Below are 13,902 nucleotides of genomic sequence, written 5' to 3'. Positions count from 1 at the left end.
TGGAATCGGGCGCGGCGCCCGCGCTTGGGGCGTGACCCGTTCCGGAGCCGGCCAGTCCCGTGTTGCGCATGTTCGTGTCGACCATTCTCCTGCCGCCGCGGCATCCCGATCGTCTGCCGGTGCTCCGGCTGTGCGCCGACGCCTGGCGCCGGGCGGCCGCGTCGGCCCGGCCGCTGGCCCGCTTCGCCGCCTTGCCCTTCGTCCTGCTGGTGATCCTCGAAGGCGGCATCCGGCAGGCCGCCGGCGTCGCCGAGACCTGGATCGACGTCACCATTCTCTCCGCCCTGCAAGCCATCGCCCAGGCCGTGCTGCTGACGCCGCTGACCGTCGCCGCCTACCGGCTGTTCATGTTCGGGCGCGGCACGGTGGCCCGGGATGCCCTCGACGATTTCCCGCCCGGCACGGCCCCGATCCTGGCCATCTCCCTGGTCTTCGCCCTCGCGCTCCTGCCGCTCGGCGATCTCTATACCCTGATCGAAAACGAACCGGCGCTGAACCCGGCCATCGCGCTGGCCTACTACGCCTTCGTCATGGCCGGCTTCGCCCTCTACGTGCTGCTGGTCGTGCGGACGCTGTTCCTGTTCAACCAGGCCGCCGCCGGACACGATCTGAACCTCAGCCTCGCCTGGCGCCAGACGCGCGGCCATGGCTGGCGGCTGCTCGCCCTCATCGCCCTCGTCGCATTGCCCTGGGCGGGGCTCATCGGCGTCATCGACTGGTACGTGCTCGACGCGCTCGGCTTCGTCCCGGACTTCTCCGACTGGTCCGTCTGGGCTGGCTTGCTCGGCATCGCCGCCGCGCTGGTCGCCATGACCGTGCTGGTCGCGGCGGCGGGGACCTTCGCCCATGCCCATCTGACCGGCTTTCCGCTGCCGGGCGAGCATTCGGGCCGGGCCTACCAGTATTCCCTGCCGCTCGACGCGGCTACGCCCCCGGCATCCTCAGAATCGGCTTGATCGTCCGGCCCTCCAGGCTGTCGCGGATCGCCGTGTCGATCTGGTCCAGCGGATAGAAGGTGACCAGCCGGTCGAACGGCAGCAGGCCGTCGAGGAACAGCTCCAGCAGGTGCGGGATGAACGCCTCGCTCTGGCTCTCGCCCTCGATCAGGCCGCGGATGCGGATGCCCTTGCTCAGCAGATTGCCCAGATCGATGCTGCCCAGGCTGCCGGGCGGCGGCGCGCCGATCAGCCCGCACGACCCGCGCGGCGCCAGCGCCCGCACCGCCTGCTCGAACACCGCCGGAATGCCGGTGCACTCCAGCGTATAAAGCGCGCCGCCCTTGGTGAGCTCCATGATCGCGGCGACCGGGTCCACCGAATGTGGGTCCAGCGCGTGATGCGCGCCGAGGCCGATCGCCATGTCGCGCCGGGCGGGCAGGGGGTCGACGGCGATGATCGGCTCGCAGCCGATCAGGTTCGCCGCCATGATCGCCGCCAGCCCGACCGCCCCCGCGCCGAACACGACCAGCGGCTCGCCCGGCAGCGGCTCGAGCCCGTTCATCACCGACCCGGCCCCCGTCTGGATACCGCACCCGAGCGGACCGAGCAGCTCGAGCGGGGCATCCTTCCGGACCTTGATCGTGTTCGCCTGGTTGGCGAGCGCGTGGGTGGCGAAGGACGACTGGCCGAAGAAATTGCCAAACAGCGGCGCGCCGGCGCGGGTCAGCGTCGGCGAGCCGTCCGCGCGCGCGCCGGAGGCGTTAAACCGGAAAAAATCGTGGCAATAATATGGCGAACCGGCGTCACAGCTGGGGCAAACACCGCAAAAAGCATATGATAATACCACATGATCGCCGGGCCGGACCCGGGTGACGGCGCTGCCGACGGCCTCGACGACGCCCGCGCCCTCATGCCCCAGCACCGCCGGCACCGGCATCAGATCGCGGAAAAACACGTCCGTATGGCAGATGCCCGTGGCCGCCAGGCGCACCAGCACCTCGTCCGCACGCGGCTCGTCCAGCTCCACCGGCTCGATGGAAAACGGCGTCTCCGGACCGTTCGCGACGGCGGCCGTGATCTTCATGGGGCAGCCCCCAACCGACTGAACGCGCGCATGTTTTCCCCCATCGTCCGAGCCTCTGTTACCGCATGGATACTACGTCGAGTCCATAGGCCTTGACTGGTTTTTTTTAGCGCCCTAGCGTGAGAAACGAGCTGAACCGGGGAGACGATCATGGATGCCGTAACGGGCGCGCCAGGCGACCGCAGCCTTGCCCATCTGGAGGTTCAGGAGAACCCCTACGACTATTACGACGTACTGCGCGACCAGGCGCCGGTCTATTTCGACCCGCACCTGAAAGTCCACATCGTCACCCGCTACGACCTCCTGATGGAAGCCATCCGCCGCACCGATGTTTTCTCCAACATCGGCAGCCAGGCGCCCGCCGAGATGCGCGCGCCGCCGCCGGAAGTGAAGGAAATCGAGGCGCAGGGCTGGCCCAAGGTCAACACCATGGTGACCAACGATCCGCCCAGCCACACGCGCTATCGCAAGATGGTCGACTACGCGTTCACGCCCAAGCGCGTCCGGGCGATGAAGCCCTACATGGACGAGATCGCGAACATGCTGATCGACAAGTTCATCGGCCGCGGCGAGGTCGAGCTGATCCATGAATTCGCCGTGCCGGTGCCGCTCTACGTGATCGCCGACCAGCTCGGCGTGCCGCGCGCGGACGCGCCGAAGTTCAAGATCTGGTCCGATGCCTCGGTGGCGCCGCTCGGGCTCATGCTCAGCGACGACCAGTGGGTGGACAGCGCGCGGAAGGTGCTGGAATTCCAGCGCTATTTCGTCGCCGCCCTCGATGAGCGCCGCGAGAGCCCGCGCGATGACCTGTTGTCGGCGCTGCTCGAGGTGAGGGACGACGACGGTCAGCCGCTGAACAATGGCGAGTTGCTGTCGATCATCTCCCAGGTGCTGGTCGCCGGCAACGAGACCACCACCAACTCCATCGCGGCGGGCATGACCCTGCTGATCGACAATCCGGAACAGCAGCGCATCCTGCGCGAGGACCCGGCCCGCATTCCGACCTTCGTCGAGGAGACGCTGCGGCTCGAATCCGCGGTGCAGGGGCTGTTCCGCATCGTCAAGGAAGACACCGAACTGGGCGGCTTCCCCCTTCCCAAAGGAGCGCGGGTGATGCTGCGCTATGCCGCCGCCAACCGCGACGGGGCGAAGTTCGCGGAGCCCGAACGCCTCGATGTCTGCCGCGGCAATGCGGGCGCGCATCTGGCGTTCGGGGCCGGAATCCATCACTGCCTCGGGGCACAGCTTGCCCGCTACGAGATGATCGCGTCGTTCGAGGCCATCCTGGCGCGCATGGGCAATCTGGGCTATGCGAGCAGCCGTAACAGCTTCGAGCATCACCCGCATCTGTGCTTGCGCGGGTTGAAGGAACTCTGGATCACGTTCGACGAGATCAACAAGGATTAGCCCATGAAAGCCGCCGTTTTCCTGGAAGTCGGGAAGCCGCTCGCCATCGAGACCATCGCCGATCCCACGCCCCAGCGCGGCGAGGTGATCATCCGCGTCAAGCATTGCGGTATCTGCGGCACCGACCTCCACGCCACCGAGCAGCACGGCCTGCCGCGCGGCACGGTGATGGGCCATGAATTCGCCGGCGAGGTCGTGGCGATCGGTCCGGATGTGCCGCAGGGCTGGAAGGAAGGCGACCGGCTCTGCACCCTGCCGTTCATCGGCTGCGGCCAGTGCCTCGCCTGCTACAAGGGCACGCCCTGGCAGTGCGAGACCAAGCAGATCATCGGCCTTGGCGCGTTGACCGGCGGCTTCGCCGAATATACCCGCGTCCATCTGAACGAGGCGGTCAAGCTGCCCGCGTCGGTGAGCTGGAAGGAAGGCGCGCTGGTCGAGCCGCTGGCGGTGTCGCTCCACGGCGTGCGCGGTATCCGCAACGGTCTCGCGGGCAAGAACGTCCTCGTCATCGGCGCCGGTCCCATCGGCCTGACCACCGTGCTGTGGTGCAAGTTCTTCGGCGCGCGCCATGTGATCGTCAGCGAACTGGACCAGGGCCGGGCACAGATGTCGCTGCGCTACGGCGCGACGGGCCTCGTCGACGCCGCCGGCGATGTGGGCGAGCAGTTCCGCGAACTGACCGGCGCGCCGCCGGAACTGATCATCGAGTGCGTTGGCGTGCCCGGCATGATCGCCAAATGCGTCGAGCTCGCGCCCTATGGCGCCGAGATACTGGTCGTGGGCTTCTGCAGCAAGCCGGATACCATCATGCCGGCGCTGGCCATGGCCAAGGAACTCACCATGCGGTTCGTCGTCGCCCACGACAAGTCCGACTTCCAGTTCGTCGTCGACATGATCGCGGCCAACCGGATCGACGTGGAGCACATGGTCACGGATGTGGTGTCGTTCGGCGAACTGCCCGGCGCCTTCGAGGCGCTTCGCACGCCGACCAGCCAGTGCAAGGTGCTTCTCGACCCGGCTCTGTGAGCCGTCGTACGCCGAAAATCATCCCGGCAGGCAGCCTGCCGGGATGACATCGGAACCTGTCAGATACTCAGCAGCACCTTGGCGATGACATCGCGCTGGATCTCGTTCGATCCACCGTAGATGGTCGAGGCACGGCCATAGAGGAAGTCGTGCATGGCGCCGCCTGCCTCGGACGGCACGACCGGCGGCTCGTTGGAGCCCTTGGTGTCGCGGAAGCCGTCATAGGGGAAGCTGTAGTAGCCGGCGATCTCGATAAACAGCTCGGACATGCTCTGTTGCAGCTGGGTCGCGGCGACCTTCATCATGTTCGCCTCGGTGCCGGGCGCATGATCGGTCTTCTGACCGGACAGGAAGCGAAGCTCCGAATATTCCAGCGCCATCAGCGCCACTTCGGTTTCCGCCAGACGGCGTTGATACCCCGGCTCGTCGGCCAGACGCTGGCCGTGAATCTGCGTCTTGTCCGCCAGCTTGCGGATGCGGTTCAGGGTGTGCTTCTTGCCGCCCACCTGAGCAATGCCGTTGCGCTCGTTGACCAGCAGGAACTTGGCATAGGTCCAGCCTTCGCCCTCGGTGCCGATCAGGTTCTTCTTCGGCACCCGCACATCGGTGAAGAACACCTGGTTCACCGTGTGGTCGCCATTGATGATGATGATCGGGCTGACCTCGATGCCCGGCGTCTTCATGTCGATCAGCAGGAAGCTGATGCCGTCCTGCTTCTTGCCGCTGTCGTCCGTGCGGACGAGGCAGAAGATCCAGTCGGCCTGATGGGCGCCGGTGGTCCAGATCTTCGAGCCGTTGACGATGTAGTCGTCGCCGTCGCTGACGGCCCTGGTCTTCAGGGACGCGAGGTCGGAGCCGGAACCGGGCTCGGAATAGCCCTGGCACCACCAATCCTCGCCGCTCAGGATGCGGGGCAGGAAGTGGGCCTTCTGCTCCTCGCTGCCATAGGTATAGATGACCGGGCCGACCATCTTCAGCCCGAAGGCGGGCAGGTCGGGGGCGCCGGCCAGCGCCATCTCGTTGGCGAAGATGTAGCGCTGGGTCGCGGTCCAGCCGGGCCCGCCATATTCGACGGGCCAGGCGGGGACGATCCAGCCCTTGGCGTGCAGAATCTTCTGCCAGCGCAGGAGATCTGACTTGGGCAGCTTCTCGCCGGCTTCGACCTTTTCCCGGATATCGTCCGGTATGGCCCCGTGCACCCACTCCCGGACTTCGTCGCGGAAGGCGATTTCCTCGGGTGTGAATGACAGGTCCATGGTCTATCTCCCCAGCAAGGTCAGGCGGCGGCGCTGAACTGTTTCAGATGATGATCTACGTTCCCGAACAGGATGTCGATCATCGTCAGGCGCTTGAAATAGTGGCCGACCGACAGTTCGTCGGTCATGCCCATGCCGCCATGCAGCTGAACGGCCTGCTGGCCGACGAAGCGGCCGCTCTTGCCGATCTGCACCTTGGCGCCGGAAACGGCCTTGCGGCGCTCGACGGGGTCGGCGCTGTCCACCTTGAGGGCGGCGACGAGGGCCATGGACTTGGCCTGCTCGTATTCCATCATCATGTCGGCCATGCGGTGACGCAGCACCTGGAACTTGGAGATGGGCTGGCCGAACTGCTCGCGGGTCTTGGTGTACTCGACGGTGGTGTCGAGCAGCACCTTCATGGCGCCCACGGCTTCGGCGCACAGGGCGGTGATGGCGTCGTCCGAGACCTTCTCCAGCACGGCGAGGCCCTGGCCTTCGGCGCCCAGCAGCGCATCGGCGCCGACCTTGACGCTGTTGAAGATCAACTCGGCGGCGCGGGAGCCGTCCACCGTCGGATAGGCGCGGCGCTCAAGGCCGGCGGCGCCCCGGTCGATGATGAACAGGCTGATGCCGTCCTTGTCGCGGCGGTCGCCCGAGGTGCGGGCGCTGACGATGATCTTGTCGGCGCTGTCGCCGTGCAGCACGACGGCCTTGTGGCCGTCGATGACCCAGCCGCTGCCATCCTTGCGGGCGGTGGTCGCCACGTCGAACAGGTCGAAGCGTGCCTGCGGCTCGGCATAGGCGACGGCCAGTAGCAGGTTGCCCTCGATGATCTGCGGCACCAGCGCCTCGATCTGGGCATCATTGCCGGCGGCTTTCAAGGCGCCGCCGCCCATCACGACCGTGGTCAGGAACGGCTCGAGCACCAAGCCTTTGCCGAAGGCTTCCATCAGCACGTTGGTGTCCACCGCCGTGCCGTCCAGGCCGCCCTGGGCCTCGGTGAAGGGCAGGGCCAGCCAGCCGAGTTCGGCCATCTGCTTCCAGTTGTCGCGGCTGAACCCTTCGTCGCTGTTGCGCATCTTGCGCAGGTTCTCGGCGCCGCTGTTGGCTTCGACAAAGCGCTCGGCGCTGTCGCGGAGCATGATCTGTTCGTCGGAATAGGACAGGTCCATCCTTCGGGAATCCTCTGTTTTGTTACCGGCTGGTCGGTTCTGGGTCACGTTTTTGCGCCATTTCCGCCGCTCAGGCAAGGGGTTCGTCCGGCCGGACGCCATAGATGTCATGAGAGCGCGGTTGCGCGCCCGTGAGAAACTGTGATTGTAGTCTTGGAACGCCGGAAACCCCGGCGCGCCGGGGGTTTTCGCGGCGAGTCGAAGCAGAACACGGGCCAGGAACATGGCCGGGACACGGGGATGGCGCACGGTGCGTGACGGATGGTGGAGAGCGGCTGTTCTGGCCCCCGCGGCAGTGCTGACGGGGCTGGTTTCAATCGGCGCGCTGCATGCCGCGCATGCCGTCGTGCTGGGGCTTGCCCTGCTGCCGATCATCTACCTGTTCTGGCAGAACAGGCGTGACCACGCGGTCGTGCCGATAAAGTCGGAGGTCAGCGGACAGGCCGTTCCCTCCTTGCTGAGCAACTACGCCCAGTCGGTGATCGACGTGATTCCCGATGCCCTCGTGTTGCTCGATTCCGGCCGGCGCGTTATCGAGGCCAACTCGGCCGCCCGCGAACTGTTCGGCCTCAGGCTGACCGGCCGGGATTTCACGCAGGTTCTCCGGCACCCCTCCGCCATCGAGGCCATGGACCGGGTGCTCGCCAGCAGCAACGTTTCGCGTGAGGAGATCACTCTTCTCAGTCCCGGCGAGCGGCACTTCGTGCTGACGGCCCTGCCGATGACGTCGGGGGAAGGCAGCGAAGACCCGGCGGCGCCCGCCATGGCGATCGCGCTGCACGAGGTCACGGCCCTCAAACGTTCGGAACAGTTGCGCGCCGATTTCGTCGCCAACGCCAGCCATGAATTGCGCACGCCCCTGGCCAGCCTGATCGGCTTCATCGAAACCTTGCAGGGACCGGCCAAGGACGATCCCGTCGCTCAGGAACGGTTTCTTGAAATCATGTCGCTGGAGTCGGCGCGCATGGCCCGCCTCATCAACGACCTGTTGTCCCTGTCGCGAATCGAACTGGACGAGCATGTGGTGCCGTCCGACAGCATCGACATCGTCGGGATCGTTGAAAACGTGGTCGAGGTGCTGTCGCTGGTTGCGGCGGACCGGGGCATGAGCATCGCGGTCGAGATCGAGACGGCACTCCCCCGCGTTCTGGGCGACGCGGACCAGCTGACACAGGTTTTCCAGAACCTGATCGACAACGCGATCAAATATGGCCGTACGGGCACGATTGTCCGGATCACCGGAAAAAGCGTGGCGCGACTGCCGGAAACCGGCGGTCCCGGCGTCGCCATCAAGGTGATCAATGAGGGCGAGGGGATCGCTCGCGAGCACCTGCCGCGCCTGACCGACCGCTTTTACCGGGTCGATCCGGCGCGCTCGCGCCAGAAGGGCGGCACGGGCCTGGGGCTGGCCATCGTCAAGCACATCGTCAACAGGCATCGGGGCCGGCTGGTGTTCGAGAGCGAGCTTGGAGTCGGCACCACGGTGACGGTGTACCTGCGCGCCAAGGTTGATGGTGGCGAGGGAAAATAGCCTTTCGTCCCAGCCACATGGCTGACTGCAACAATACTGTAACATTAGTGTCTTATTCCGTTCATTGCCGCTCCGTAGGGTCCTGCCACGGGCGGCGGAGAGACCGCGCCCAGAGACGTGGCTCACCACTGATGACTGGAGAAACATCGTGTTCAATAAGACGCTCATCGGACTGGCAACCGTCGCGGTAGTCAGCGCCGCCGCCTCGGGGGCCGCCTTTGCCCGCGACCAGATCCAGGTCGCCGGTTCGTCCACCGTGCTGCCCTTCGCGACCGTCGTCGCCGAACAGTTCGGCAAGCAGGGCAAGTACAAGTCCCCGGTCGTCGAATCGGGCGGCTCCTCGGCCGGCCTGAAAAAGTTCTGTGAAGGTGTCGGCCCCAATTACATCGACGTCGCGAACTCGTCGCGCGCCATCAAGACCAGCGAAGTCGAAGCCTGCAACAAGGCGGGCGTGACCGGCATCATGGAAGTGAAGTTCGGCTACGACGGCATCGTCTTCGCCACGCCCGTCGGCAAGACCGCCATGGCGTTCACGCCCAAGGATATCTATCTCGCCCTGGCGAGCCAGGTCCCGGTGAAGGGCAAGCTTGTCGCCAATCCGAACAAGACCTGGAAAGACGTGAACCCCAGCTTCCCGGACGCGCCGATCATGGCGTTCATTCCCGGCGAGAAGCACGGCACCCGCGAAGTCTTCGAAGAGAAGGTGCTGACCGTGGGCTGTGAAGAGTTTCCGGAAATCGCCAAGCTCGACAAGGATGCCAAGAAGAAGGCCTGTAACCACGTCCGCAAGGATGGCCTGGCGGTCGATATCGACGGCGACTACACCGAGACGCTCGCGCGCCTGAAGTCCAATCCCGACGGCGTCGGCGTGTTCGGCCTCAGCTTCTATGACCAGAATCGCGACAAGATCCAGGTTTCCACCGTCAATGGGGTGACCCCCTCGATGGACACCATCGGCAGCGGCGAATATCCCGTGTCGCGGCCGCTGTTCTTCTACGTGAAGAAGGCCCATCTGGCGGCCATTCCCGGCCTGAAGCAGTACGCCGAGTTCTTCCTCAGCGAAGACATGATCGGCGATGACGGCATGCTGATCGAAAAGGGCTTGATCCCGGCTCCGGCCAGCCAGCGCGAGCAGTTCCGCGCGACCTGGAAAGCCGGCAAGACCGTAGACTAAATCCAAGCCAGGGAGGGAGCGGCCGGTTCGAGGGCCGCTCCCTTTCTCGTTACGACGTGACGAAGCCGCCAAGCGAGCAAACATGTCCTTATCTGTATTGGTTCTGCTAACCGCCGGCCTGGTCTTCGCGGCCTATCTGAGCGGCCTGATGCGGGCACGGGTAACGAGCGGCGGCAATCTCGCCGCGCTTCATTCCCGGCCTTCCTATTATGGCACCTATGTCGCGCTGATCTCGGGCCTGGCGGCGTTTGTCGCGCTTGTGGCCTGGCTGATCGGCGAGAACTTCGTCATTCACGCGGCGCTGGTCGATGCCCTGCCCGAGGCGGTCCGCACGGGCTCGCCGGCCCAGATGGACCTGATCCTCGGCCAGATCGTCAACACGGCGAAGACGGGCAACAGCTTCGGCGCCGAACCCTATGTCACCGACCTGGCCGCCCGCTACAACGAGATGCGCGCCACCAGCCGCCTTTACATGACGGGCGCCGTGCTGGCGGTTGCCGCGATCGCCGCGCTGATCTGCTATCTGCAGGTCAAGCCGGAAACCCGGGCGCGGAACCGGGTCGAGTCGGTGATCAAGATCATCCTGATCCTCTGCTCCAGCGTGGCCGTGCTGACGACCGTCGGCATCGTCCTGTCCATGCTCTTCGAATCCATTCGCTTCTTCACCATGGTGGCGCCGGCGGACTTCTTCTTCGGCCTGACCTGGGATCCGCGCTTTTCATCCGCGGCCGGCGGCGAAACCGGTCAGTTCGGACTGGTGCCCGTTTTGTGGGGCACCTTGTTCATCACGTTGCTGGCCATGCTCGTCGCCGTTCCGATCGGCCTGATGTCGGCGATCTACCTGGCCGAGTACGCCGGTCCCCGGTTCCGGTCGACGGCCAAGCCGATCCTCGAGATTCTCGCCGGTATTCCCACGGTCGTCTACGGCTTCTTCGCCGTCGTCACCGTCGGCCCATTCCTGCGGGACGCGGGCGCGACCATCGGGCTCGACATCGACGCCAGAAGCGCGCTGACCGCCGGTGTCGTGATGGGCATCATGATCATTCCGTTCGTCTCGTCGCTGTCCGACGACGTCATCAACGCCGTGCCCCAGTCGCTGCGGGACGGTTCGGCGGCGCTCGGCGCGACCAAGTCCGAGACGATCCGGAAAGTCATCATGCCGGCCGCGCTTCCGGGTATCGTCGGCAGTATCATCCTGGCCGTCTCACGAGCGGTCGGCGAGACCATGATCGTCGTGATGGCCGCGGGTGTCGCCGCGAACCTGACGGCAAATCCCTTCGAGGCGGTGACCACGGTTACCGTGAAGATCGTCAGCCAGTTGACGGGCGATCACGAATTCACCAGTCCGCAGACGCTCGTGGCCTTCGCCCTGGGCATGACGCTCTTCGTCATCACGCTGGTGCTGAATATCTACGCCCTGCACATCGTCCGGAAGTACAGAGAACAATATGACTGAGGAAACGCAGAAGGCGCCGTCGTATTTCCTGTCCGAAGCGGCGGCGAAACGGCTGAAGCAACGCTACGCGGCCGAGAAGCGTTTCCGCTTCTATGGCCTGGCCATGGTCAGCATCGGTCTGATCTTCCTGGCGATCCTGTTCTATACGATCTTCAGTGTCGGCATTCAGGGCTTCATGTCGACCCAAATCAAGGTCCAGGTGCCCCTGACGGCCGAGGCGCTCGACCTGCAGCCGGGCGCGTCGGAAGATGAAATACGGGAACTGTCGGGTTTCAAGCTCACACGTATCGCGCGCTCGGCACTTTACGATGCTCTCGGGATTTCGCCCGATGATCGGGATCGCAAGTCCCTAGCGGACAAGATGCTCAGCAATGGCATCGACGTCCAGTTGCGCAACATCCTGCTGGATGATCCAGAGATCGTCGGATCGACGGTCGATGTCTGGCTGCTGGCCCACGGGACGGTCGATCCCTTCTTCAAGGGCAACATCTCGCGCGATCTGCCCGAGGAACGCCGGCTTCTCAACGACGTCCAGCTCGGCTGGCTCGATCAACTGGAAGAGCAGGACCGGATCGCGCTCAAGTTCAACAGCAGTTTGTTCACCATGGGCGCCTCGGCCGATCCGGAACTGGCGGGCATCGCCGTCGGCCTGATCGGGTCGTTCTTCATGATGGTGCTGGTCGTCGTCGTGGCGCTGCCCATTGGTGTCGGCGCGGCGATCTACCTGGAGGAATTCGCGCCCCGCAACAGGATCACGGACCTGATCGAGGTCAACATCAACAATCTGGCGGCGGTGCCATCCATCGTCTTCGGCATTCTCGGTCTGGCCATCTTCATCAACATCTTCGAGATGCCGCGGTCGGCGCCCATCGTGGGCGGTCTCGTGCTGTCCCTGATGACCCTGCCGACGGTCATCATCGCCACCCGCGCGGCGCTCAGCGCGGTGCCGCCCTCCATCAAGGACGCGGCTCTGGGCGTCGGCGCCTCGAAGATGCAGGCGATCTTCCACCACATCCTGCCGCTCGCCATGCCAGGCATCCTCACCGGTCTCATCATCGGTCTGGCCCATGCCCTGGGTGAAACGGCGCCGCTGATCATGATCGGCATGGTCGCGGCGGTGTTCGACATGCCGGGAGGTCCGATGGACCCGGCCACGGCGCTGCCGGTGCAGATCTACATGTGGGCGGGTCTTCCCGAGCGCGGCTTCGTCGCGCTCACCTCATCGGCCATTATCATATTGCTGGCTTTTCTGCTTACGATGAATGCAACGGCAATCATCCTCAGGAAGCGGTTCGAACGGAGATGGTAAACACAATGGACACGAGCCACTCAATGGCGGCTGAGAAGCAGCTGATCGCGCAGGATCACACCCAAGCCAAGTTCGTCACCAAGGACGTTCACGTCTATTATGGCCCCAAGGAAGCCATCAAGGGCGTCGATCTCGATATCTACAACAACGAGGTCACGGCGCTGATCGGCCCCTCGGGTTGCGGAAAGTCGACCTATCTGCGCTGCCTGAACCGGATGAACGACACGGTCGACAGTGCGCGCGTCACCGGGTCGATCCTGCTGGATGGCGTCGACATCTACGACAAGCGTGTTGACGTGGTGCAGTTGCGGGCCCGCGTGGGCATGGTGTTCCAGAAGCCCAACCCGTTCCCGAAGTCGATCTACGAGAACGTCGCCTATGGCCCGAAAATTCACGGTCTGGCCACCAAGAAGGCGGACCTGGACGGGATCGTCGAGCGGAGCCTGCGCAAGGCCGGCCTCTGGAACGAGGTGCAGGATCGTCTCGACACCCAAGGCACCGCCCTGTCAGGCGGCCAGCAGCAGCGCCTGTGCATCGCACGCGCCATTGCCGTGAGCCCGGAGGTGATCCTGATGGACGAGCCGTGCTCGGCGCTCGATCCGATCGCGACCGCGCGCGTCGAGGAACTGATCGACGAATTGCGTGAGAACTATGCCATCGTGATCGTCACCCACTCCATGCAGCAGGCGGCGCGCGTGTCGCAAAAGACCGCGTTCTTCCATCTGGGCGATCTGGTGGAGCATGGCAACACGGAACAGATTTTCACCAATCCGCGCGAGGAACGCACCCGTGACTACATCACGGGCCGGTTCGGCTAGCGCTGGCACCCAAGGGCCGGACAAATGACCAACGACCACATCGTTTCCGCCTACGACAAGGAACTGGAAAACCTTCGGTCCAGCATCGCCCGCATGGGCGGGCTGGCCGAAACCCAGATCGCCGGCGCCGTCGACGCGCTGTTCAAACGGAGCGCCGAGCGCGGCGCCCAGGTCGTCGAAGGCGACAAGGCCCTCGACGTGCTTGAAATCGCCATCGAGAAGGAGGCCATCTCCGTCCTGGCACGGCGCCAGCCCATGGCGTCGGACCTGCGCGAAATCGTTTCCGCGCTGAAGATGTCGAGCATTCTGGAGCGGATCGGCGATTACGCCAAGAACATCGCCAAGCGCGTCACAGCGATCAATGAAGCGGAGAATTTCCGTATCGTCCGCACGGTGGGCGACATGGCGCATCTGGTCCAGAAGATGCTGAAGGACGTTCTCGACGCCTATATCGACCTGGACGATGCCAAGGCGCTGGACGTGTGGGAACGCGATGCCGCCGTCGACGAGCTGTACAACAGCCTGTTCCGCGAGCTGCTGACTTACATGATGGAAGATCCCAGGGCGATCACGCCCTGCACCCATCTGCTGTTCGCCGCCAAGAATGTCGAACGCATGGGCGATCACGTGACCAATCTGGCCGAGATCGTGTTTTATCTGGTGCGCGGTGAAATCCTCGAGGATACGCGCCCCAAGGGCGACCGGACCAGTTTCACGGTCGTGCGCCCGAGCGACGATTAATCCGTGAC

Annotated in this window: 12 protein-coding genes; 9 read left to right on the top strand and 3 right to left on the bottom strand. The window is 64.7% G+C overall.

Annotated elements, in window-relative coordinates:
• Positions 1-59 precede the first annotated feature (59 nt).
• Complete coding sequence (locus WJU17_RS04185) at positions 60-956, top strand: hypothetical protein (protein WP_346326079.1); 897 nt, start codon at positions 60-62, stop codon at positions 954-956.
• Here WJU17_RS04185 and WJU17_RS04180 read toward each other — a convergent pair.
• Entirely contained in the window at positions 925-2,022 is a 1,098-nt protein-coding gene (locus tag WJU17_RS04180) for an NAD(P)-dependent alcohol dehydrogenase (protein WP_346326078.1), read from the bottom strand. The genes WJU17_RS04185 and WJU17_RS04180 overlap by 32 nt on opposite strands.
• A gap of 150 nt (positions 2,023-2,172) precedes the next feature.
• Here WJU17_RS04180 and WJU17_RS04175 point away from each other — a divergent pair, with 150 nt between their 5' ends.
• Positions 2,173-3,429 carry a cytochrome P450 gene (locus WJU17_RS04175; RefSeq protein WP_346326077.1) on the top strand — a complete coding sequence of 419 codons (1,257 nt, stop codon included), beginning with the start codon at positions 2,173-2,175 and terminating at the stop codon, positions 3,427-3,429.
• Between the two features lie 3 nt (positions 3,430-3,432).
• Positions 3,433-4,455 carry an alcohol dehydrogenase catalytic domain-containing protein gene (locus WJU17_RS04170; RefSeq protein ID WP_346326076.1) on the top strand — a complete coding sequence of 341 codons (1,023 nt, stop codon included), beginning with the start codon at positions 3,433-3,435 and terminating at the stop codon, positions 4,453-4,455.
• A 59-nt stretch (positions 4,456-4,514) separates the two neighbouring features.
• On the opposite strand, the gene WJU17_RS04165 is transcribed toward WJU17_RS04170, so the two are convergent.
• A complete protein-coding gene (locus WJU17_RS04165) occupies positions 4,515-5,711 on the bottom strand; it encodes an acyl-CoA dehydrogenase family protein (protein WP_346326075.1) in 1,197 nt (398 codons plus the stop codon).
• Between the two features lie 20 nt (positions 5,712-5,731).
• Positions 5,732-6,865: an acyl-CoA dehydrogenase family protein gene (locus tag WJU17_RS04160; protein WP_346326074.1), complete on the bottom strand. Its 1,134-nt coding sequence runs from the start codon at positions 6,863-6,865 to the stop codon at positions 5,732-5,734.
• Positions 6,866-7,088: 223 nt separating this feature from the next.
• Between WJU17_RS04160 and WJU17_RS04155 the strand changes: the two genes are divergently transcribed.
• The 6 genes from WJU17_RS04155 to phoU all read left to right on the top strand — a co-directional run bounded on the left by WJU17_RS04155 (position 7,089) and on the right by phoU (position 13,894).
• Complete coding sequence (locus WJU17_RS04155; protein WP_346326073.1) at positions 7,089-8,396, top strand: ATP-binding protein; 1,308 nt, start codon at positions 7,089-7,091, stop codon at positions 8,394-8,396.
• Between the two features lie 148 nt (positions 8,397-8,544).
• A complete protein-coding gene (locus WJU17_RS04150) occupies positions 8,545-9,570 on the top strand; it encodes a substrate-binding domain-containing protein (protein WP_346326072.1) in 1,026 nt (341 codons plus the stop codon).
• A gap of 82 nt (positions 9,571-9,652) precedes the next feature.
• A complete protein-coding gene (gene pstC, locus WJU17_RS04145) occupies positions 9,653-11,026 on the top strand; it encodes a phosphate ABC transporter permease subunit PstC (RefSeq protein WP_346326071.1) in 1,374 nt (457 codons plus the stop codon).
• Complete coding sequence (pstA, locus tag WJU17_RS04140) at positions 11,019-12,335, top strand: phosphate ABC transporter permease PstA (RefSeq protein WP_346326070.1); 1,317 nt, start codon at positions 11,019-11,021, stop codon at positions 12,333-12,335. Before pstC ends, pstA begins: the two co-directional genes overlap by 8 nt.
• A 23-nt stretch (positions 12,336-12,358) precedes the next feature.
• Entirely contained in the window at positions 12,359-13,153 is a 795-nt protein-coding gene (gene pstB / locus WJU17_RS04135; RefSeq protein WP_346326069.1) for a phosphate ABC transporter ATP-binding protein PstB, read from the top strand.
• Positions 13,154-13,177: 24 nt separating this feature from the next.
• Positions 13,178-13,894: a phosphate signaling complex protein PhoU gene (gene phoU / locus WJU17_RS04130; protein WP_346326068.1), complete on the top strand. Its 717-nt coding sequence runs from the start codon at positions 13,178-13,180 to the stop codon at positions 13,892-13,894.
• The last annotated feature ends 8 nt before the right edge of the window (positions 13,895-13,902 follow it).

The organism is Iodidimonas sp. SYSU 1G8, assembly GCF_039655775.1.
In the GTDB taxonomy this organism is placed as follows: domain Bacteria; phylum Pseudomonadota; class Alphaproteobacteria; order SMXS01; family SMXS01; genus RI-34.
This window is presented reverse-complemented; position numbering and strand designations above follow the sequence as displayed.